At 58.5% G+C, this 19813-nt stretch carries 19 protein-coding genes; 4 read left to right on the top strand and 15 right to left on the bottom strand.

Annotation, left to right across the window (positions count from 1 at the left end):
* Positions 1 to 73: 73 nt before the first annotated feature.
* Positions 74 to 1360, top strand: coding sequence for an alginate export family protein (locus tag D0Z70_RS16310; protein ID WP_414711431.1), 1287 nt, complete (start codon positions 74 to 76; stop codon positions 1358 to 1360).
* Between the two features lie 139 nt (positions 1361 to 1499).
* Here the strand turns inward: D0Z70_RS16310 and D0Z70_RS16315 are convergent, their stop codons facing one another.
* From D0Z70_RS16315 to D0Z70_RS16360, 10 genes are all read right to left on the bottom strand, one after another.
* Complete coding sequence (locus tag D0Z70_RS16315; RefSeq protein WP_235209612.1) at positions 1500 to 1919, bottom strand: TfoX/Sxy family protein; 420 nt, start codon at positions 1917 to 1919, stop codon at positions 1500 to 1502.
* A 111-nt stretch (positions 1920 to 2030) separates the two neighbouring features.
* Positions 2031 to 2612 carry a His-Xaa-Ser repeat protein HxsA gene (hxsA, locus tag D0Z70_RS16320; protein WP_165418739.1) on the bottom strand — a complete coding sequence of 194 codons (582 nt, stop codon included), beginning with the start codon at positions 2610 to 2612 and terminating at the stop codon, positions 2031 to 2033.
* A complete protein-coding gene (hxsC, locus tag D0Z70_RS16325) occupies positions 2609 to 3586 on the bottom strand; it encodes a His-Xaa-Ser system radical SAM maturase HxsC (RefSeq protein ID WP_239018959.1) in 978 nt (325 codons plus the stop codon). The genes hxsA and hxsC overlap by 4 nt, the downstream gene beginning before the upstream one ends.
* Before the next feature lie 95 nt (positions 3587 to 3681).
* Positions 3682 to 5112 carry a His-Xaa-Ser system radical SAM maturase HxsB gene (hxsB, locus tag D0Z70_RS16330; protein ID WP_338054908.1) on the bottom strand — a complete coding sequence of 477 codons (1431 nt, stop codon included), beginning with the start codon at positions 5110 to 5112 and terminating at the stop codon, positions 3682 to 3684.
* A 196-nt stretch (positions 5113 to 5308) separates the two neighbouring features.
* Positions 5309 to 5893 carry a hypothetical protein gene (locus D0Z70_RS16335; RefSeq protein WP_239018961.1) on the bottom strand — a complete coding sequence of 195 codons (585 nt, stop codon included), beginning with the start codon at positions 5891 to 5893 and terminating at the stop codon, positions 5309 to 5311.
* Between the two features lie 11 nt (positions 5894 to 5904).
* The gene (locus tag D0Z70_RS16340) at positions 5905 to 7110 is read right to left on the bottom strand and encodes a M48 family metallopeptidase (protein WP_086486066.1); all 1206 of its coding nucleotides are present in this window, start codon (positions 7108 to 7110) and stop codon (positions 5905 to 5907) included.
* Positions 7107 to 7862, bottom strand: a complete 756-nt coding sequence (locus D0Z70_RS16345; protein WP_086486067.1) for a hypothetical protein — start codon at positions 7860 to 7862, stop codon at positions 7107 to 7109. Before D0Z70_RS16345 ends, D0Z70_RS16340 begins: the two co-directional genes overlap by 4 nt.
* Positions 7863 to 8075: 213 nt before the next feature.
* Complete coding sequence (locus tag D0Z70_RS16350; RefSeq protein ID WP_086486399.1) at positions 8076 to 8267, bottom strand: hypothetical protein; 192 nt, start codon at positions 8265 to 8267, stop codon at positions 8076 to 8078.
* Positions 8268 to 8326: 59 nt separating this feature from the next.
* A complete protein-coding gene (locus D0Z70_RS16355) occupies positions 8327 to 8527 on the bottom strand; it encodes a DUF5818 domain-containing protein (protein ID WP_086486068.1) in 201 nt (66 codons plus the stop codon).
* A gap of 1 nt (position 8528) precedes the next feature.
* Complete coding sequence (locus tag D0Z70_RS16360) at positions 8529 to 9341, bottom strand: S1/P1 nuclease (RefSeq protein WP_086486069.1); 813 nt, start codon at positions 9339 to 9341, stop codon at positions 8529 to 8531.
* 146 nt (positions 9342 to 9487) lie between these two features.
* Between D0Z70_RS16360 and D0Z70_RS16365 the strand changes: the two genes are divergently transcribed.
* The gene (locus D0Z70_RS16365; protein ID WP_130752822.1) at positions 9488 to 10516 is read left to right on the top strand and encodes a DNA/RNA non-specific endonuclease; all 1029 of its coding nucleotides are present in this window, start codon (positions 9488 to 9490) and stop codon (positions 10514 to 10516) included.
* A gap of 36 nt (positions 10517 to 10552) precedes the next feature.
* Entirely contained in the window at positions 10553 to 11719 is a 1167-nt protein-coding gene (locus D0Z70_RS16370) for a DUF2235 domain-containing protein (protein ID WP_086486071.1), read from the top strand.
* Between the two features lie 202 nt (positions 11720 to 11921).
* Here the strand turns inward: D0Z70_RS16370 and D0Z70_RS16375 are convergent, their stop codons facing one another.
* Together D0Z70_RS16375 and D0Z70_RS16380 are read right to left on the bottom strand one after the other, a co-directional pair.
* Positions 11922 to 12518: a 3'-5' exonuclease gene (locus tag D0Z70_RS16375; protein ID WP_239018962.1), complete on the bottom strand. Its 597-nt coding sequence runs from the start codon at positions 12516 to 12518 to the stop codon at positions 11922 to 11924.
* Positions 12519 to 12580: 62 nt separating this feature from the next.
* A complete protein-coding gene (locus tag D0Z70_RS16380) occupies positions 12581 to 13162 on the bottom strand; it encodes an alpha/beta hydrolase (protein WP_239018963.1) in 582 nt (193 codons plus the stop codon).
* A gap of 350 nt (positions 13163 to 13512) precedes the next feature.
* On the opposite strand from D0Z70_RS16380, the gene D0Z70_RS16385 reads away from it, so the two are divergent.
* Positions 13513 to 14487, top strand: coding sequence for a DUF3800 domain-containing protein (locus D0Z70_RS16385; RefSeq protein WP_086486072.1), 975 nt, complete (start codon positions 13513 to 13515; stop codon positions 14485 to 14487).
* Positions 14488 to 14598: 111 nt separating this feature from the next.
* Here the strand turns inward: D0Z70_RS16385 and D0Z70_RS16390 are convergent, their stop codons facing one another.
* From D0Z70_RS16390 to D0Z70_RS16400, 3 genes are all read right to left on the bottom strand, one after another.
* A complete protein-coding gene (locus tag D0Z70_RS16390) occupies positions 14599 to 16437 on the bottom strand; it encodes a UvrD-helicase domain-containing protein (protein WP_086486073.1) in 1839 nt (612 codons plus the stop codon).
* Between the two features lie 2 nt (positions 16438 to 16439).
* On the bottom strand, positions 16440 to 18530 hold the full coding sequence (locus D0Z70_RS16395) for an ATP-dependent nuclease (RefSeq protein ID WP_086486074.1): 2091 nt from the start codon (positions 18528 to 18530) through the stop codon (positions 16440 to 16442).
* 377 nt (positions 18531 to 18907) lie between these two features.
* Positions 18908 to 19264, bottom strand: a complete 357-nt coding sequence (locus D0Z70_RS16400) for a hypothetical protein (RefSeq protein WP_217884268.1) — start codon at positions 19262 to 19264, stop codon at positions 18908 to 18910.
* Positions 19265 to 19813: the final 549 nt, after the last annotated feature.

Genomic DNA, 19813 nt, shown 5'->3' on the forward strand with positions numbered 1-19813 from the left:
TATGCCGCTTGCGCCTGTCCGATTGTCTGCTGCCCTGACTTGCTGCCTCGCGCTCAGCCTGCCGTCCGTCGCAATGGCCGATGATGCGCCTGACGGTCTCACCGTGAGCGGGGCGATCCGCGTCCGCTACGAAGCGATCGAAAGACAGGCGCGCACGGGCTTCAACGCTAGCGACGACCTGCTCAATGTCCGCACAAACATTCTCGCCGAATATAGGACGGGCGATGTGCGGTTGGGGGTCGAACTCTATGACAGTCGCGTGTTCGGTGACGATGCCGGCACGCCTGTTACGGTTGGGGAGGTGAATGCGCTGGAGCCGGTCCAGGCCTATGTGGCGGCCGACATCCTGGCACCCTTCGGCAAGGGGTCGAAACTGACCCTGACGGCAGGGCGGATGATGCTGAACCTGGGATCGCGGCGTCTCGTCGCGGCCGATGATTATCGCAACACCACCAATGGCTATACGGGCGGGCGCGCCGATCTGGTCATGCCGAAGGGGATCAAGGCGACGCTGATCTACACCCTGCCGCAGGTCCGGCTGCCGGACGATCCAAAGGATCTTCGCGACGCCAGGGTCAAGCTCGACAGGGAGAGTTTCGATCTCGTCCTATGGGGAGGCCTGATGACGAAGAGCAATATCCTGGGATCGGCAACAGGCGAAATCAGCTATTATCATCTTGGCGAACGCGATGCGCCCGGGCGGCCGACGCGCGACCGATCGCTCGATACGTTCGGGGTTCGCATCATCGCAGAGCCGCGCGTTGGAAAATTCGATTATGAAATCGAAGCCCTTTTCCAGACCGGCGCCATCAGTGCGTCGCTTGCGTCTGCTGCATCGCGCCAGTCGGTCAGCGCCAACTTCATCCATGCCGATATCGGCTATAGTTTTGCAGCTGTATGGAAGCCCCGCCTCTCTGTGGAACTCGACCGCGCCAGCGGTGACCGGCGTGGCGGACGCTATGGGCGTTTCGACACACTATTCGGCATGCGCCGGGCGGATCTGGCTCCAGCGGGTCTTTACAATGCGATCGCTCGCACGAACATCATGACGCCTGGCATCAGGCTGGAGGTCACGCCCAGCAAGCGCCTCGACGCCTTTGCGGTGTATCGGGCGATGTGGCTGGCCGCCAGCGAGGACAGTTTTGCAGGGACCGGGGTGCGCGATGCATCGGGTCGGTCAGGGGATTTTGCCGGCCACCAACTGGAAGCACGGCTGCGTTACTGGCTCATCCCGGCGCGATTGCGCTTCGAATTTGACGGACTGCTGTTGGCCAAGGGCCGCTTCTTGCGCGACGCACCCAACGCGCCGGCGGGGCGCTGGACCAAATATGGTTCGTTCAATCTGACCGCCAGTTTCTGAGCTGCTCTGGCTCTAACTGATGGATGTTGCGAAGGCTGGCTGACGAGGGTCGACCCTTCTCGGGCATTCAACTATGCCACCTCCACATTCTAAAAGCGGACATTAGGTTAACGAACACGGGCTTCTGCCAGGCGTTGCATCAACCGGATTTGCGCTTGGTCCTGACCTTGGGAGCAGGTACTTCCTGAGAAGTGATACGAACGATCTCGGCAAGCCACTCACGGTCATCCCACTTTTCCGCGTCGATCAGGAGAAAGGGCTTTGCACCGGGATATGGAGGGGCTTCTTCCGCACCGGCAGCGAATGCCCGCCCTCCAATCGTGGGCTTTAAGAATAGGTGGTCGTCGCAGACCAATGCGACCATTTTCCCATCGCAATAAATGCCGAATTCGCCAAACATCGCCTTGGCTGAAACGGTACCGCCGCCTGCCATCTGCTCAACAAGGAATTCAACGGTTTTACGATCGGACGCCATAAGGCGATATTGCCAGTCCTGATGAAAAGGTCGAGGGTCAATCGACCCTTCCAAGACGTTCAGCCGCCGAATTTCGGTGCCCAAGTGCGGCCGGTCCGGTTTGATACCCTCTCAGAGAACGAGCGGCGCGAATTGAAGTTGTTTGGAACGCACTGCAGGGCCAAGCCGATGGCCGATCGACGCGGCGTTATGATGTCACTGCGCCACGATCTTCAGCGCATCCAACACTTCTGGTGTGATCGTTCCAGTCACCTTCAGATTGAAGTCACCCTGGAATTTCTCCAATGCGGTCCGGGTTTCCTTGCCGACAACGCCATCGATTACGCCCTGATAATAGCCGTAGGATTGGAGCCCAAGTTGCACCCTCTTGGTGATCGTAGTGAAGAGTTCCGTCCGACCGCTAAGCGGAATGGGAGCCTGAGAAGGCGGAGTGGCAGGTGCATCCAAGAGCGATGACGCCCCATTCGTCGTCGATCGAGAGCGCGATGGCGCCGGAGTAGGAGTGGGTGCCGAGGTGGGATAGCTTGGCGTATATATAGGCGCGCGATAAATGCTGCCGCCCGAACCAGACCTATGGCTGCTGTGAGACGAATGGCTGCGGTGGGATCTGTGGCTGGCCAAGGTGAATTTATGCTCTTGGCGAAATTGCTGGATCAGCGGTTGCTTGCCGGGCTCGTCGACCTTGAGGACCGCCTGCATGAATTGCGCCTGCGCGGCTTCTGCCGCGCCCAGTCCCGCAAAAGTCAGACCCGAGATAAGGAACCGCGATTTCTTCATAAGGGAACCACCTTGAGATCGGCATCCTTGGGATGCCATTCGAAAAATCCACCGCATTGGTCACGTTCATGGCATGGGGCACATGCTGGCGCATATCGCCGCTTCCAATCCGAGATCGACGCCATTGCGTGCCGCCGATATTCCTGTGGCACACTGCATCGTGGAATGTTGAAGAGGCGCACGTCGAGGCCCAAGAGTATCGCATGGTCAAGAGCCTGACCCAGGGGCGCGAAATCCTGCTGATGATCGACGTAGAGAGCATCCCAGCGGTTCTTGGCGAAGCCAGCGTTTTCGAGCTGCATTAACGACCAGTGCTCGATGAACGGCAGGCGCGTTGCCACATACCGCGCTAACCGCGGCAGATCATGATAGTTATCGGATAACATTACGGTCCGCAATTCGATGCGGGCACCCGCTGCCAGCAAATGGCAGAAGCTCTTTTCGAGACGAGCCAATGCCCCTTCTTTCGCCACGATCTGGTCGTGGGATATATGATCGGCTGAATAAACCGGAATTCCCCATTGCACCCGTTGGTAGCAGGGCTGCCGTAATCGTTCGACATCGTCTTGCTCGAAATGTTGCCCATTGGAGAGGATATGAAAAGCCAGATCCGGCCGCTTGCCGAGGACTGTTTCCAGCAACTCGAGCAGTTCAGCTTTGAACAATGTTGGCTCGCCGCCTGATATACCGATGACCGAACGTTCCGGAGCGAGCAAGCAGGCGTCTGTAAATGCGGCGAAGCGATCATCATGGGTCTTTTTGGGCGGCTGTGAACACATGATGCAGAGCTGGTCACATCGCTCGGTGACCAGGAGCGTGTTATGGTCGGATCCCGCGCGTATCAGGCGTTCGGCCCTGCCAGCGCATGGATCGACGAGGACTATGTCACCTTCAAGGTTTATGCCTTCCGGGCGATCGATGGTGAAAAGACCAACGTCGCCGCTGTAAAGCGCGATGCCACCTGCATCGCTCAACAGCCTCGCATCCCGATTATCGCCACCCCTTACCGCGCCTAGACGCGTTACGAATGGCGTGGCAGCATCCGATGTCGAAGGAAGAACGAGAGGGATCATTGCAAGTGCGCGCCAATCGGTCCGAGTAATCCGGGCAAGTCGAGCCAGCGGCGAACGGAATAATTGGTAGCCTCATCCTCCGAGAAGATCAGCGAGAATGCCAAATCGAATATGTGCAGGTGGCGCTGACAAAAGGCCGTCTCATGCCGTGGCATATCGACCCGACCATAACGTGAAAGATCATCAATGAGATCTCGACCGCAGAAAGGCTGATAGGCGCAACGCTGGCAGGCCGGATCGAAGCTATTGGTTGCATGAGCGTTCAGAGCATCACGCGCTCTGAGGTCCATCCCGGTTGAGACGTGACCAATGCCCAGATCAATCACCCTCGATCGGGTGAGCATGCGCGCCTCATCGGTCGGGTAGAGGCCGCCGTCATAATCCACGACGACATAGTCATGGCCAGCTGGATTAGGGTTGCGAAGATCGACATGGCGATCAAGTCCAGGCTTAAAGATGCGCCTTAAGCACAGGCTCAGATAGCTCTCCTCGACAACCTGGCTGCGATCTGACCAGTTTCGTCGAATAATTTCGCTGACAAAAGACTCATAGAATGTGCGCCATTGCTCGTCGAAGCTGCGCGAGCCTGGATGACGCTTGCGCGCAAAACCCTGGAAATTGACCGGGCGGAGGAAGATGCTGGTCAACCCAAAGTCGGTATATGCTTGTATCAGATCGGCGGGACCGGGCAGATCATTCGGGTCCAGCGTTGGCAACGCCGAAACTTTTCCGGGACCATAACGATCCGTTATTTCCGTCAAATTGGCATGGAAACGGTGGGTCGCCTCCGTACTCCTGGTGCGGTTCTTCCGATGCAGGTCTGACGGCCCGTCCAGAGACGTGCTGATCTGCACGTCAGGCCGGTCAATCAGTGCCCAGGAGGGCCCATCGAGGGTCATCAAATTCGTACAGATGACAAAGCTGGCTTCGGTGAACCGCGCGCATCGCTCGATGACTGCATGGATGAGATCGGGTCGGAGCAAAGGCTCTCCGCCCTGAAACTCAATTTTGATGCTCTGCGTGTCGAGCTTATCGATCATCGCGAGAACGGCTTCCAGCGTATCTTGAGACCAATCAAAGCCGGCTGCATGCTCAGGTGCGCGAGACACCTGGCAATAGCTGCAATCAAGGTTGCAACGCAGGGTCGGAACGAGGATGAGATAATCCAGCGGGCCAACTTTGGCCAAGCGCTGCGCTACCCCATAGGCGTGTGTAATCCACCCCAGATCGCCCCGATCTGAGGTAGCATGGCCTTCCTGAGCCAAAAATCGCATGTCAGCGTCGGTGAGCGCGTCGCTCTGCAAGCGGTCAAGAAATGCTGTTGGAGCCGAAAAGAAATGCCCCCCGTCTCCGACGAACGTCAAAGATTGTGACGACCGTGCGCGAGCGCGGAGTGGGAAGCGGATCATTGGAGCAGGAGATCCCATATCGCCTGCCGGTGAGCCGCCATTCTTGCATGCTCGACGCCGTTATAGGCGGCGACGGAGGCTCGGAGAGTATCGAACGCTTCGACGCTCGTCATTTGATCGCATCGTGCCCTATTGTCGCTCGGGATTCCATTGCCGGCGGCGGCTCGTGACAGCTCTTCAGTCCTCCCAGTCGCATCAGGTGCCAAACCTTCGGTCACAACGCTGCGCTGTCTGTGAGGGCATGAAAATCATCCAGCGTTGCTTCGAAATAATGCAGCCGAGGTGCATCGAAGGTTGCCATATAAAGTTGCCCCTTGATCAAGGCAGCCCGTGCCTCTCCCTTCCTTGGAAGATTGTCCGCATCGACATATTCATATGTAAAGCGGATACCATCCTGTCCCAAAAACCGGTCCGGTTTCGAGTTTGTAACGGAAAATGACCCGATCCCCTTCTCCGTCCGGTAAGTGCCTTCCAGCAGCTCGGGTATCTCAACCAGCAATGTGTCGCTGGTGAATTTGGGCAAGGGTTTATGCTTCTTGCTCGTTTCGCGAATCAACGGTTCGCCCGGCACTATACCGCCGTAAAAGGTGACGTCGTTTAGCTGTTCTCCGTCCAGCGTCCAGGTCTCGGCCTTTTTGCCCGGACGGATCGACAGGCTGTTCCAGTCACGAACGGGCGTGACCTTCATGGCCGATTTCGCGACTTCGACCTGCATATTCTTCTCGCGATAGCCGTTGGCGCAGGCCACCGACACCGACAGCATGGTGACTACGCCAACGAGAGCCGCACGTGTCCACATCGTTTTTTTCATCATTGCCCCCCGGCGGCGGGTGCCAGCATGTTGATCATGGCGGCATCCGATGCATTTGGTTTGAGTTCGAGATAGCGGCGCAAGGCGGCCTGCCCTTCCGTGCGACGGCCAGTCTTGAAAAGGGATAAGCCTAGTCCGCGCTGCGCTTCGGGTAGTCCGGCATCCATCTCGACCGCTTTGCCATAAAATTCTGCAGCTTGCGCCAGATCACGCGGGTTGCCGCGCGCCCGGTAAAGATCACCGCGAGCCACCAGGAGTGCTGCGGTCCAGCCATTTTGCGCCAGCGACGATATGATATAGTCGCTGGCGCCAAAATCATTCAGCTTGATCTGATCGTCCAGAAAGGTGGGTAGCCAGGGCGCCAAAGCTGCTGCGTAGCGTGCAACGCCATCGTCCCGTTCAGCGCCCGCCGGATCGGCGAACGCCGCCAGGGTAGCGGCGCGTTCGCCACTAGGAGGATGGGATGCAAAGAAGGCAACTTTATTGAAGTCAGGCTTCCTGACGCCCTTTGCCAGCGACGAGGCTTCCTGTTCTGCCATCAGATTTTGCCAGACCACAGATGCAGATTGAGGGCGCAAGGCGCTGTGATTGAGATAACCCAGTCCGAGCGCATCAGCCTCACGCTCCTGATCGCGGTTGAAATGAGAAAGGCGGCCATAAACCGACAGCTGCAAACTATCGAAATTGGAATATGACTGATATGTGTTGCCCAGCAGCGCCAGGACTGCCGCCCAGCTCAGCAGATCGGTGCTGGATCTTCGTGCTTTCCAATCGGTTAATGTGTGCCGTTCTTCGAAGTGACCAAACTCATGGCCTAACACCGTGGCGAGCTCGGCCTCGTTGCGGACGCGAAGCAGCAGGCCGCTATACACCCGCATCGTGCCATTGGGCGTCATCGACGCGTTGAACAGCGGAACCCGCAATATATAGAGACGGACGGATCGGCATCGATCGTCCCCAACAGTCGCGCACAGGACGCCTTTGACATAGGCGTTGAGCGCTTCGTCCCGAAGCAGGATCGGAGAATTGGCAAGGATGCGTTCGTCCTCATCTCCTTCGCCCCAGAGCCCTATCTCATCTACACCCTGCGGCTGATAGGCGCCCGCATAAGGGGGAGGGGGTGGCGCAATCTTGCTCTGCCCGATCGCCGCAGGTGCCATGAGCGCTGCAGCCATCGCAACCAACCCGGCCGGTCGTTGCATCATTGTTGCGCAGTCGCCAGCTTAGGCTGCGCGCTTCCTGGAAACTCCTCCAGCAACTGACCAACCCGCTTGTCGGCACCGTCTACTTCTCGCACATCCCCGCCCATCGCGCCGTCCGCATTAAGCCATAGAAGGTTGCCGGTCTTGAGATCTATAAGGCCTGCATAGCCGGCATGTTCGCCCGATTTAACTCCTACGCCTCCCAGCGCTGCGGCAAATTGCAGCATCTTCCGGCCGGTAGAGCCATAGGCATCCTTGTTATAGATGAACAAAGCATAGTCGGCGTCCTTGGCGCCGGGCAGCGCGCCAACGCCGCTGCCGAGCGACCATTCGAATATATCTGCCTTATTGTCGCGCTTTTTCGTGGGAAGACGATTGCCCACGAAAAACTGATACTGGATCACCGACTGTGAAACCGCCGCAAACAAGGCCGAATATTCTTCGACCAGTTGCGCATCCTCGCCATAGGAAACCGGCGCAGAAATCACCTCGTTGCCCAAGGCCTGCTGACGTTTCGCCAGAGCGTCGTCGATATTCTTACGCGCCTGATCCGTCCAGTCTGCGTTGGGCTCGAACATGCCGCCTGTGGATTGGGCGCCGACGCGTACCGTTGGGCGAAACACTAGGATGGTCTTGCCGCTGTGTGGCGCAAGACTGAATCCGCCCTTGGTTGCGGTGCGCTCTTGGCCTGCTGCTGGCGCGACTATATACGCTGCGATCAACAGAGCCGCGATTGCGCGACGTAAAAAATTCATATTTCCCCCCTGCTGATTCCCCGTAGCAGAAGGATAGTGCTAATCTTACCAACAACTTCTGACAAGCTGCGAAGGTCGTTGATTCATGTCGATTGCTGTCATCTTTTATGACAGCGATAGCCATTGGCCTGGCAAGTTGACCTTTGATGTAGGCTGAAAACATAATCGACACGGAGCAATATAGCGCCCCGTGTCGATCATGACGCTTTACCCTTAAGTCGGCTTCGCACCGGGTGAGCCGCACTTGGCGAACTTGCCCTTTGCATCCTTGCAACGCTTGGGAGCGACCTTCTTTTCAGGGCATTTGGTGAATTTGCCCTTGGCGTCCTTGCATGGGGCGGCGGTAGCGACAACGGGCAGGGCCGCGATCGAGGCGGCGGCCAGAAACGAGAACAGGATCTTCATCGGCTTCATCCCTTGAAACGGCTCTTACATGAGTCGCTAGCGCAGGATAAACGCCTGTCTCAGGCAGGCTCAATGCGTTTGACGTCCAGCATGTCGAATTCCGACCTCGTGCCCGAAACCCGGACGCGTCGTCCAAGCAGATGATGATAGCGGCCGCTCACATCGAGACGCCATTCCCCGCCATCATCCACGCGCAGAACAGGATAAGGCCCGTCACCGAGCAGAATGCCGGTCAGGTCATGCTGTGAGCCTCTAGGCACCTCATTTCGCCTTGGCAGCTATGGCGTTGGTGGGCTCGAACACCCAGTTGAGATAGGCAGCGATACGAATGCCGGCATGTTTGAGCCTGTCGTCCAGCTCGGCGCGATGCTGATAGGCATAGTCCCAGGAGAGATTGGGATCGGTCGGATAGATCGTCTTGCGCAAAGCGATGCTTTCATGGAGCCAGACTGAAGGATCACGGTCATTCCAAGCGATGACTTGAGCAGGCGTGATCGAACGCGAGAGCCAGCCTGCCAGTTCGGAATAGGACAGGGATCGCTGCTCGATCATCACAGAGTCCCACACCGAATGTAGATTGGTCGACCGGCCGAACCAGGTCACTTTCACATCGTTGCCACCCCGGTCATTGCCGCCGCCTGCATGGAGCGGCTGGTGCAGATCGCCAATGATATGGACGATAAAGCGGAAGGCGAGACGTTTGTCGTCGGGCGACGCTTTTGGATCGCGCAGAGTTGCCGTAAACCGCGTGAGGGCTGTCATCGCGTCGCCTTCGGCGTGCGCATCTGAACCCTTATAGTCATCCCCTTCGCGGACGGTCACATAATGCCAAGGGCTCGCCGTCTTCTGCCAGAAATTGGCGGGATCGGATTTCATGTCGTCTGGCCAGGTCGCCGCTTCAGCCAGATCTTCTGTCCCCAGCAGGATCTTCACATTGGCGCGGGCAACACCGCCGAGGTTCTCATCGGCGATGGCGCCGGTGACCCGGTGGCCTATTGGCCCCCAGGCTTGAGCCGTTGAGGTGACGGCCCCGAAACACAGGGCGATGGCGAGAGAGATTCCGATAGTCCGCATGGGCTCTCCATGGCCCGATTACATGGGTAAGTGAAGTCATGTTCGGTCATTCGGCCGGGTCAGGAATTGGTGAATATGCTATGGGGTGCGAGTCATCCTGATTTACAGTCAGGGTCAGACACATAGAGGTGAAAGGGGAAGCCGATATGCGATTATGGATAGGCACCATTCTTCTGGGCTGCACGGCCGCTCCTGCGATGGCGCAGAGCTTCCCCTGCAGCAACGCATCCGTGTCACCCTATCTAGCGCTTGTCACAACCGATCATGACCACCAGCGTGTCGCGCCGGCCGGCAGCAGCCTGACCAAAAGATTCACGGCTTATTACTCTTCATTCGATGACGGCAAAGACAGGAATGGAGAGGCCAGGCATATCCCGCGGCTCAATCCGCAATTTGTCGCCTATGAGCTTCGTGGCGTAGGTCCCGATACCAATGGCGACTATGCCGAGCCGCCGGTGTCGATCGGACGGCCCAATCGCTGGTATAGCTCGCCCGAGCTGGTGCCGCTGGTCGACAATATTCAGGGAGTGACGAACCGCCGCATCGATGACAGCTATCGGGGCGCGGGCGAGGTCTGGAACCGGGGCCATCTAGCGATGAGCGATCATGCCCAGCGGATCAACGCACAGGCGAGTTGCAACACGCACAATTTCTGGAATGCCTCCCCCCAGGCCAAGGACCTTAACCAGGGGCCATGGCAACATCTGGAAAATTACTCGGCCGCAGCCTCCAACAAATATCGCAGCATCTGGTTGATAACCGGTCCTATCTTCGACCCTGCCACTCGCGGACTGACGATCGGCGATCCTGGCGAGTTGCCGGTCGAGATACCCGACGCTTTCTTCAAGATCCTGATCCACGAGAGCCCATCAGGCATCGACACGCTGGCCTTCGTCTTCGAGCAACCCAACCAGCTGAACGAAGAGGGAGAGCCTGTTCCGGGCGCGGCCTGGGTCAACTGCAATCAGGCACGGGCTCGCGATCATATCTATGACCACCGGCCGCAACTTGTGTCGATCGCCCGGATCGAAGCGCGAACCGGTCTGCGCTTCTTTCCGGATAGGCCGGACAGAGACACCCTGATCAATGCGCAGGCCACCGCGCTCTGGCCGGTGGAAACCCGTTATTGGGATTCTGGTAACGCCGTTTGCGCGCGGCAGCGCAGCCATCCCTGAGCCAATTGGACGAAACTCTGAGAAAGGATGCCCTGCATGCCCAAAAGCATTGTCATCCTGCTCGACGGCACCTCGAACGAGATAGAGAGTGACCGGACCAATATCCTGCGTCTCTACGGGATATTGACCAAGGATGCCCAGCAGCTCGTCTATTATGATCCAGGCGTTGGCACATTTGGCGCTGAAGGCGCATGGTCGCGGGCCTGGCGCAAGGTGCATGAGATATGGGGGCTCGCCACCGGCTGGGGGCTCGATCACAATGTGAAGGAAGCCTATCGCTTTCTCGTTGAGAATTATGACGATAGAAAAGGACCAGGCGGAAGCGGCGAGCGCGACCGTATCTATATTTTCGGCTTCAGCCGCGGCGCCTATAGCGCCCGAGTTCTGGCAGGTTTCATCCATGCAGCAGGATTGATCGAGCGACGAAACCTCAATCTGCTGGATTATGTCTACCGGGCGTACAAGCGCATCGGAGAAGGCGCAAAGCAGGAAGCCTTTGCAGAAATGCGTCTCTACGAGCGCATCCTTGATACAGACCGTCCGCCGATCCGCATGCTGGGTCTTTTTGACACCGTTGCATCCGTTATCGAGAGCGGCGGTCTGGGCATCAGGCTCAAGTCCCATGCCTTCACCAGCCGCAACAGCAGCGTGGAAACGGTTGCGCACGCCGTCGCGATCGATGAGAGACGCACCATGTTCCGACCAAAGCTCTGGCCAGCCGATCAGGAATATTGGGGCAACTCATTTAACAAAGGGGCTGCCAGACCGCAGGACGTGAGCGAAGTCTGGTTTGCTGGCGGGCATGGCGATGTGGGCGGAGGTTATCGCGAGACGCAAAGCGCCTTCGGCAAGGTGCCGCTGGTCTGGATGATCGAGCAGGCGAGGCGCTGTGGCCTGAAGTTCAGGCAGCAAAGTATAAACTCGGTGGTGATGGGTGAGCCAGCCGGTTCCAAATATGTACGCCCCGATCCCCTTGGGCCAGCCCATGAAACGATGACCCTGGGGTGGGCGCTTCTGGAATTTATACCACGGCGCAAAGCGAAAAGCTCATCTCGTCCTTCCATTTTTGGGCTGAGCCTCCCACTATTTGAACGCCGCACCATTCCCGCGACAGCACGCCTGCATGGATCTGTCATCGAACGTCGTGACCGCCTGGGCCACTGGAGCAGGAACATACCTGCCGACTATCTCGTAGAAGAATGAGCGACTGCGCCAGTTAGATAGCGTCTTCAACCCTTTGTCGCCATTCAGCCATTAAGTTTCGAATCCTAGGTTCGGACGTTCCGTTTTAACATTGCGGACGCCCAAGTCGCGAAACACTCTGGTTACTCGGCTTGTGAGGGTCGGATCGGGATTAGCGCACGTATCGCTGAGGGCGCCGAAATAGACCAGGGGCACCGGATGGTCAGCCACCCTCAGCCTTTCCGGCAAGAGCTGTCGCTGCGGCCACGACATCCAGCCAGTGGCGGTGTTCGTCCAGAGCATCCGCGAGCGCGCGGTGTGTCGGCTCCCCCTCTTCGCGCCTGACGTCGACCAGGTTTAGCAGATCGTCGATCTCTATATGCAGACGTTCGGGCGAAACGACCGGCGCGAGTATCCGCCTGGCGGCTTCAGCGCGCGCCTCTTCGGGGTCGCGGATACGTAAGGCGTGGCGCGGGAGCTTGGCGGCACGAAGAAGGGCGCTCATCCATTTTCCGTCCCAGGACGGCGCGCTTGCAAAAAGGGTGTGACCGGACAACTGCTCAACCATGCGCCACGCAACGACGTCGTGCGGGAGGCCGTCTTCTTGCAGCATTTCTTGTGAAATGTGATGGACAGCCTCTGCTTCGACATCCCAGTCCGTCCATTGCTGCGCGGGCCGGATCAGGTAGGATTCGCTCCTGCCATCCTCAAACACCCAGGCAACTTCGATCGGGTAGCTCAGCTTGGAGAGGGATGACGCCTCGAAGTCGAGAAAGGCGAACATAGGGGAAGAAACGATGGACGGGGTGATAAGCTTCATCCTTCAGGAGCGGGAGAGGACGCCACGTGCGAACGCAATCGCGGCAGAAAGGCCGTCCGGCCCTACACTATGGCCGAGACCTGACGAAGCAAGAGTCTCCCAACGGCGGCGAGTGCCGAAGATGCCAACTCCATCGAACGGAATGGTACAACATCGTCTTGCGTGCCATGGATAAGCAGAACCGGAGGACGGCTGCGTATGTCTGCCTCCAGGCTTTCCGGGGCAACCAGCATGCCTGAGATACCGACAATACCCGCAACAGTCTCCGGCCGGCGAAGTCCGACATGGAGCGCCATCATCGTACCTTGACTGAACCCCACCAGCAGCAGGCGATCACTGGTCAGGCCGGCCTTCTTAAGTTCTACAGAGATAAAATCATCAAGGGCTGGCGCCGCGGCAGCTGCGCCAGCGGCGCGCTCGGCCATGGAGAAAGTCTCGATAGGCCACCATTGGTGGGCCGCTGCCATTTGAGGAAGCAGCGAAGGCGCATTGGGCGCCACGAAAACAGCGTATGGCAGCCAGGGCTGCATCATCGCTGCCAGCGAGATCAAATCCTCGCCATTCGAACCGTAGCCGTGGATCAGTTTGACCGTTGCTTCAGGTTTCGAGCCTGAAAGCGGATTCAGGCGTGGGCCTTCGAGCAAGAGTGCATCCTTATCGGTATGTTCTGCGGTAAAAATTCTCTCGCTGTTCCACCGATACTAGACGCGAATGCCAATCGGCGCCAACTCTCCACCTATTGGCGCAGAGCCGATCGCACTGATGCGACAATGGCGGGCAGTTTCAGCGGCATGTGAATCGACCCTTCGTCGCCATTCGCGCGCCAATTCTCATCCCTCCAGTCCAGACCGACAGCTTTCCTATCTCTAACGCCAAGGTCTGCGCAGTGAGCCGCCCAGCAAGTTCTGGGGACTAACCCGCCAAAAAGGGCATCGCGCAAAGCCTTAAAATAGCGGAAGCTAGCTGTAAGCGCCTAACAGCTAAAGCAGGGGATATGAGTCTTCGTTTTTATATCGACGATAGCGGGAAAAATGATCCACCGGTCTTCGTGCTCGGCGGCGTTGCGTTTCAAGCCGAACAGGTTGCGACCTTCGAAGCCGAATGGATAGCGGAACTGGCCTCACCGCCCGCGATCCCATTCTTAAAGATGAAGGACGCCAATGCCGGGCGCGGCGCTTTCAAGGGCGTTCCGCGCAGCGAGCGGGACGCCAAGCTTGCCCGGCTCGGAGAAATCCTCCGCACACACGCCACGGCCACTGTCGCGGTGATCGTCCGCCACGACGATTACGAACGCATCTTTGCGGGTAAGATGATGGCTTGGATGGACCGCCCGTACCAGATGATGTTCCACCTCACGATTGCCACCGCTTACAAACTGGTGGCGGAGCATGGGTTTGGTAAGACCGCAGAATTCGTGTTCGACCGCCAGATCGAGCACGAAACGGCGCTTCGGGAATCCTATCCCGCGCTGAGGCAGGGTATGGAACCGGCCCTTGCCGCATTCCTTCTCGAAAATCCGCGCCACGCCGACGATCAGATCGAGGTCGCATTGCAGGCAGCCGACATGATCGCCTGGCATGTTCGCAGGACGTGGCGTGACGGGACCGACGCAATGGCCCGCGCATCGGGCGCCGGTCCGTCGATCGTGGCTATTCCCGGCAAGCACGATCTTTTTACCGAGAAGACACTCGCGTTTCTGGCGAGCGTCGCGACCGGCACGGTTCGGCGCCTTAACACCGTCTTTCCCTATGAGGCGAAGCAGATTGGCGAGGATTTCGAGGCAATGGCGACCTACGCCAATCTTCAGCTGATCGCGGAGGCCCGTCCCCTTCAGCCGGTCGAGCTCATTTCCTTCCCGGCCACCGGAACCGGCACATATCAGCTTGTCCGTAGCTGTGCTGCGCTAGGCAGGCCCCATCTCCACAGGCAATCTGGAACGCGGTGCCTAGGAGAGGCGTCGGCGGCGTAACGCCATCGATCCGGGCGAGCACGATCGGGCCGCCGCAGCTCTTGCAGGCGACGCCGAGGTAGAGGCTTCCCGGCTTGAGGTCGAATTCGATCGCGCGCCCGATCGGCTCCATCACTCGACCACCGATATTTGATCCGGCTCGAGCAACTTGCGCTCGAGAAGCTCAGTCCGAGCGGCTGCTGGGTTGGGTGTGAACAGCAAGACACGCAGATCCTCCAGCGCACGGGAGAACGAGACATAGGCGAGTTTCCGCCCGCGCTCTCTTTGGCCGTCGGTGGGCTCTCCTGCGGTCGCGGGGGTGAGGATCTTGGTGAAATTGTAGTTGTTCCAGTTCGCCTCGACATCATCATAAACTACCAGCACCTTGGGATACTCCTCGCCCTTCACGCCGTGCTGGGTGCTGAACGCCGTATTGCGGGAGATGAAGGTCGCGTAAGGCGCGATCTGGTCCACGCCCATCTGGAAAAATGCATCGGCGAGCCAGTCACCCTTGTCGAGGCTATGGGCATCGGCGTCATACTCCTCGGCGCGCGGGGCTCGGGTGAGATGCTCGCGCAATTTGTCGGATGTGCGAATAATCTGCCTTTCGTGACAAAAGCGAAGGAGGTCGCCGAGCGTGCCAGTTGTCCAGAGGTCAGCCAGCTGACCAACCAGCGCATTGGAAGTGTCGATCATCATTTTCAGCGTGTTCGGCGCGTTCGGCCCGTCCGCTGCAAAGGCGGGACTATCGCGTCTCAAAATATCGATGATCGCACGGCTGTCGCCATCGCCCCGCGCTGTGATCAATGGCAGGATCGTTTGTGTGAGCGGAACAAGCAGAAAATGCTCGCCGGCTTCGAAGTCGTCTTCGGCGCGCGATGAGGCATACGAGCCGTTGAACAAGCGATTGAGCTCGGCAAACCCCATTCGACGCGCGATCATCTGTCGAACGAGGAAGAGCTTGATCACATCATCGCGATCCTGCCAGTCCCAGTCCGCAACCGCCGCATCCATCCGGACCAGCGCCCGTTCGATCTGAGCGTCAGAATATCGGTTTCTGGGAAGCTCAGGCACCTCAGACTGGACTAGCCTGAATTCTACACTGCCCTCCCGTCCTTTATTGTCACCCGCAGCATATTGTTCGACGTCACTTCGATATGCGTTGAGGAGCCGGATGACGCTCTCGGAGCACCGGAAATTTTCGGTTTTCGTGATCGTCTCAGCGCCTTCGGGCGGCGCGAAGGAATGGGCGGTTTCATCATAGATCTGCTGCCACGGATCGCCGAAATAGCCGACGATCGGCAGGCCCTCCCCGACACCAACGAGATTGAGGCCCGTGACAATGCCTTCGAACGTGTCTTGGGCTTCGTCAACGAAGATGTAGGGAAATCTGAGGCCAGTGATCCGCCGAAAGGTGGCATTATGAGCCAGAAGATACGATGCGATCGCGATCACATCGTCATGGCTCAAGCGGCCTTTCGGATAGTCGCTGAACCGGACATCCCGATACTGAAACTCCTTCACCTCATCGAGGCCGGCAAGTTCCCCGTCCAGACGCTCAGCCTTGGCACGCGCATCGCGCGCGGTTCGGCTATTGCCGCCATTGTCCTTGTCCCGCTCCTTCTGAATCAGGGCCGGCAGCCGGTCAAGGCGCAACGCATCCCGAATGTCGTCCTGAAAACGCCCAATCTGTTCCCAGAGAAATCCGTGCAGCGTAGAGACGAGATAGAGATCGTCGAAACCCAGCCGCGATTTGATCACCTCGACCGCACGCTTCGTGAACGTGATGCAGGCGATGCGTTGGCCATTCTGCCGTAGCGCGCGGCCTTCACGATCACGGACACGGTCCAATGCCTCGACTAGCGAACTCGTCTTGCCGGAGCCCGCGCCCGCAATCAGTGCGAAACTGCGGTGGCCATCGAGGCAATCGCGCACCCTGGCGTCGGCTTCGCTCTCGACCCATGTCGCCATCGTCAAACTCCCGCTGGGGCATTCGGTGCCGGCGCTGGCCCGCACAGGCGTGTTTCAAGCCAGCCGAGCCCCTCACCGATGTAGAGCGGCACCTTCCAGGCCGTGGCACCGGCCAACAGACTCATGGCAAAGTCGGTCTTCTTGAAATTGTCCGACCGGATGCGATCATAGATCGCCTGATAAGCGTCGGGAAGCACCTCTGGAATGTCGATGCCGACGGAAAGCGTGCCCGCGCGTAGGAGCGCGAAATTCTCGTAAGCTATCGCCTCCTCCAGCGTTCGGGGGCGCAATGCTTGCTGCACGGCGCCGTCGGTGACGGTGATATCCGTCTGGAAGGCGATACAGCGATCCTGCGCGACATTGATCTTGTCGGCGGATGCCATCCCCATCAGGCCGCCGATAGTTGTCTGCACGCAGAGCTTTTTCAGTGTTGCGTTCGATGTCCGTGCATCGGGCACGTCGGCTCTGCAAGCACTCGGATAACCGGTCGGCGCGACGGAATCGATGTCGGTCACGACCAGATATGGGATCCGCAAAAACGCCAGTAGCCCCTCGAAGCGGTGCGCGAACGCGCCGCCTACCTCCAGAACGGTCAGGTATGTCGCCCGCAGTCGGGACGCCGAGGCTTCGATCATCGACGGCATGAGCAATTTCTCGACGGCACCTTCCACGAGAATAGCGGCATCCGCGAAGAACAGATCGCAGTGAGTGAGGCGGAGATAGCGTTTCAGGAATGCCAGTGATTCAGCGGGTGATACGAGTATGCCGTCGATGACCTCTGCCTCGGGCTGAAAGGCCCGCAGGCTTCGAACGTCCGAAGCGTTGCGAATACCGCCATTGGCGACCTCACCGCTCAGATGGCAACGCTGGAAATAGCGAACTTTCTCGAAGTCGACCGCATCCAGAATGTGGGACGAGTGCGTTGTGACCACCAGTTGCGGTACGAGGTCTGCCTGCCCCGCCGCCTTCGCGGATTGATCGATCACGCTCCACACGTTCGCAATGAAGGTCTGCTGGACCTGAGCGTGGAGATGCACCTCGGGCTCCTCGATGAAGATGAGGTGACAGAGCGGGCGATTCTCGGCGGTAAGGAGCCACTGCGAGTGAAAATGTCTGGCCTGAATGGCCATATATATGAGGTTCTTGAACCCCAGCCCGTTGTAGAGTTCCGGCAGTTCATGCGCGCGGCCGGGATCGACGTAGAGCAACTCGGTATTGCCGCGTAGCGCGGTCTCCGGACTGAGCGACGATATGATTCGCAGCTCGCGATCGTTGATCGACGGCACGCCAAGATCTTTGATCAGGCTGATCAGCGGATCGAACTGCTTCGCGTAATGCTCGGTGAGCTTCTGATTGTTCTCGTCGATGACCCGATGCGCTTCCGCAGCATGGTCTGTCTGCTCCAGATTCTTTCGATAGTAAGAGGCGAAGGCGGACGAGAGCCGATTGCTACGGCTGCTGTCATCGTCATTGATATTCCGCTGCGCATCGACAAAATCGACTCGAATGAGATGCTTAAGTAGGCGACGGCCCTCGTCGGGATCCAGCTGGTTAGCATGCACCTCCAGTCCGCCGCCTTCGACGGCCCTTTCCTCCAGCGATGCATATCGCACGGCGGAATGTCGGCTCAGATTGTTATCAGTCGACAGATACTGGGAAAGCGTTTTCGCCCGACTCCCGTCGGCATCGGCGGGGTAAGCGGCGAAATATTGATCTCGCAGCTTTTTTGGCTCCTCGACGCCGTATGACAGCCGGATGCCGACCCGAGTGAAGTCCGACAATTTTGGAAGCAAAGTGAAAACCCGCCCGAAGGCGATCGTGTTCGGATCGATCGTGAACCAGAGGTCGAGTGATATTTCCGGCAGCGAGGTGGCTTCGTCATCAGCCCCGAAGGCGTCGAAATCCGCCATCCTAGCAACCGCGAAATCGTGGATTTTAAAGTCTCGGTCGCCGAGAAATGAGCGAAAGATCGCGGTCGCCGATGTCTTTCCGCTGTTGTTGGGTCCGACGAAGATAGTCTCCTTGTCCTCAATGTCGATTGCGACGGCTTCCAAGCGTCGGAAATTACGTATCGAAACGGCGCTCAGCTTCATAATCCCCCCGCGTGCTGCGCCCCGATATTAGCAGTTCGACCGCCTGTTAAACAGCGATCGCTCCTACCGGCCCGCGCCTAGATTGTTGCCCGCTTATCATTGTCTAACAAGGAGGCAAATGTCATCATTCTGGAGCTATCTGCGGTGAGTGTTAGTCTGATCTCCAATCGACAAGGCGATTAGCCGCCACGATACATATCTCCTTTTAACGACAGCCACCCTCAGCCGGGCTGTCTCCAATTGCCCGACGCTCTTCCTCAAAAATGCGCACGACGGGATCCCTGAACGGCAGCTTATTCCGATGGAGCGCTCCGAAGCGGACAGCCCGGAAAGTCCCAGTCCTTGCCGTCTAGCTGCTCAACAGGCGGGCCAGCGATTTACCTCACACCGTTCGCCTCGCAACGCGCCGCCACCTCGCCCACGGCTGCCCGGTAATGTCGACACACCCGCTCCTCGCGCATTCCAAAACGCCGTGATACTTCGGCCACGCTCATTTTTCGTCCGACGACAAGAATGAGTATGCCGCGCGTCAGCGGCTCCATTCCGGCGACAACTTGCCTGATCCGCGCAGCTTCCTCGCTGCCCCCAGGGCCAATCGGTTCGGCTATCATCTGCAGGTCAACAGTATCGAGATAGCGGTCGATCCGCGCGCAGCAACGGTCATCGTCCGCCAGGTTTTGAAGGCACAAAATCAATTTCGCCAATGCCTGGCGCAGGACAGTTAGATAGGTCACATCAGGACACTCCGCAAATCGGGTTCAGTCCCTCCAGGGACACCCAACCCACTCTCCCTCCCCTTCTAACCCCTGGAAATGCTGTTTCCCGTGCGGGAGGCATCACGCGTCCTGCCTGTCCCCTACCCTCTTTCTCCTCGCCACCTCCCAGCTTCACACCCCGCCCTCACCGCTGCGACAGCGATCACCGCCCGTAGGGCCGGGATCGGCGCAGCCGAGCCCGGTCGGCGCGGCGGCACGCCGTGCCGACACGAGCGCGATGCCCGCGCAGCGGGCAGTCGCCCACCCCCTGCTTCAGCTGCTAATTCGCTTCGTAAAAACGTCATAATGGGTTTCTTAGGGGGTTGCGCTGCCCCGCCAATCCGGCAAGGTAGCCCCGCTTCTGTTGAAAGCGCAGAAGTGGGGCTTAGTAACCCCTGCATATACAGCTCGGTCGCAGTTTCACTGGGGCCGGGTGGCATGCGCGTATGTCCAGCCGGCAACGGTAAAGGCGCATGCGCCTGTGTGTATGCCAGGTTACTAACATCCGGCTTTGGCCGTCGCCCCGAG

This window comes from Sphingobium terrigena (assembly GCF_003591655.1).
Lineage (GTDB): Bacteria > Pseudomonadota > Alphaproteobacteria > Sphingomonadales > Sphingomonadaceae > Sphingobium > Sphingobium terrigena.

Coding starts and splice junctions, on each gene's coding strand:
- D0Z70_RS16310 (WP_414711431.1), top strand. CDS start 74: ATGGCCGATGATGCGCCTGACGGTCTCACCGTGAGCGGGGCGATCCGC.
- hxsA (WP_165418739.1), bottom strand. CDS start 2,612: ATGAAGAAATCGCGGTTCCTTATCTCGGGTCTGACTTTTGCGGGACTG.
- hxsB (WP_338054908.1), bottom strand. CDS start 5,112: ATGGGATCTCCTGCTCCAATGATCCGCTTCCCACTCCGCGCTCGCGCA.
- D0Z70_RS16335 (WP_239018961.1), bottom strand. CDS start 5,893: ATGTGGACACGTGCGGCTCTCGTTGGCGTAGTCACCATGCTGTCGGTG.
- D0Z70_RS16340 (WP_086486066.1), bottom strand. CDS start 7,110: ATGATGCAACGACCGGCCGGGTTGGTTGCGATGGCTGCAGCGCTCATG.
- D0Z70_RS16345 (WP_086486067.1), bottom strand. CDS start 7,862: ATGAATTTTTTACGTCGCGCAATCGCGGCTCTGTTGATCGCAGCGTAT.
- D0Z70_RS16350 (WP_086486399.1), bottom strand. CDS start 8,267: ATGAAGATCCTGTTCTCGTTTCTGGCCGCCGCCTCGATCGCGGCCCTG.
- D0Z70_RS16360 (WP_086486069.1), bottom strand. CDS start 9,341: ATGCGGACTATCGGAATCTCTCTCGCCATCGCCCTGTGTTTCGGGGCC.
- D0Z70_RS16365 (WP_130752822.1), top strand. CDS start 9,488: ATGCGATTATGGATAGGCACCATTCTTCTGGGCTGCACGGCCGCTCCT.
- D0Z70_RS16370 (WP_086486071.1), top strand. CDS start 10,553: ATGCCCAAAAGCATTGTCATCCTGCTCGACGGCACCTCGAACGAGATA.
- D0Z70_RS16375 (WP_239018962.1), bottom strand. CDS start 12,518: ATGAAGCTTATCACCCCGTCCATCGTTTCTTCCCCTATGTTCGCCTTT.
- D0Z70_RS16385 (WP_086486072.1), top strand. CDS start 13,513: ATGAGTCTTCGTTTTTATATCGACGATAGCGGGAAAAATGATCCACCG.
- D0Z70_RS16390 (WP_086486073.1), bottom strand. CDS start 16,437: ATGGCGACATGGGTCGAGAGCGAAGCCGACGCCAGGGTGCGCGATTGC.
- D0Z70_RS16395 (WP_086486074.1), bottom strand. CDS start 18,530: ATGAAGCTGAGCGCCGTTTCGATACGTAATTTCCGACGCTTGGAAGCC.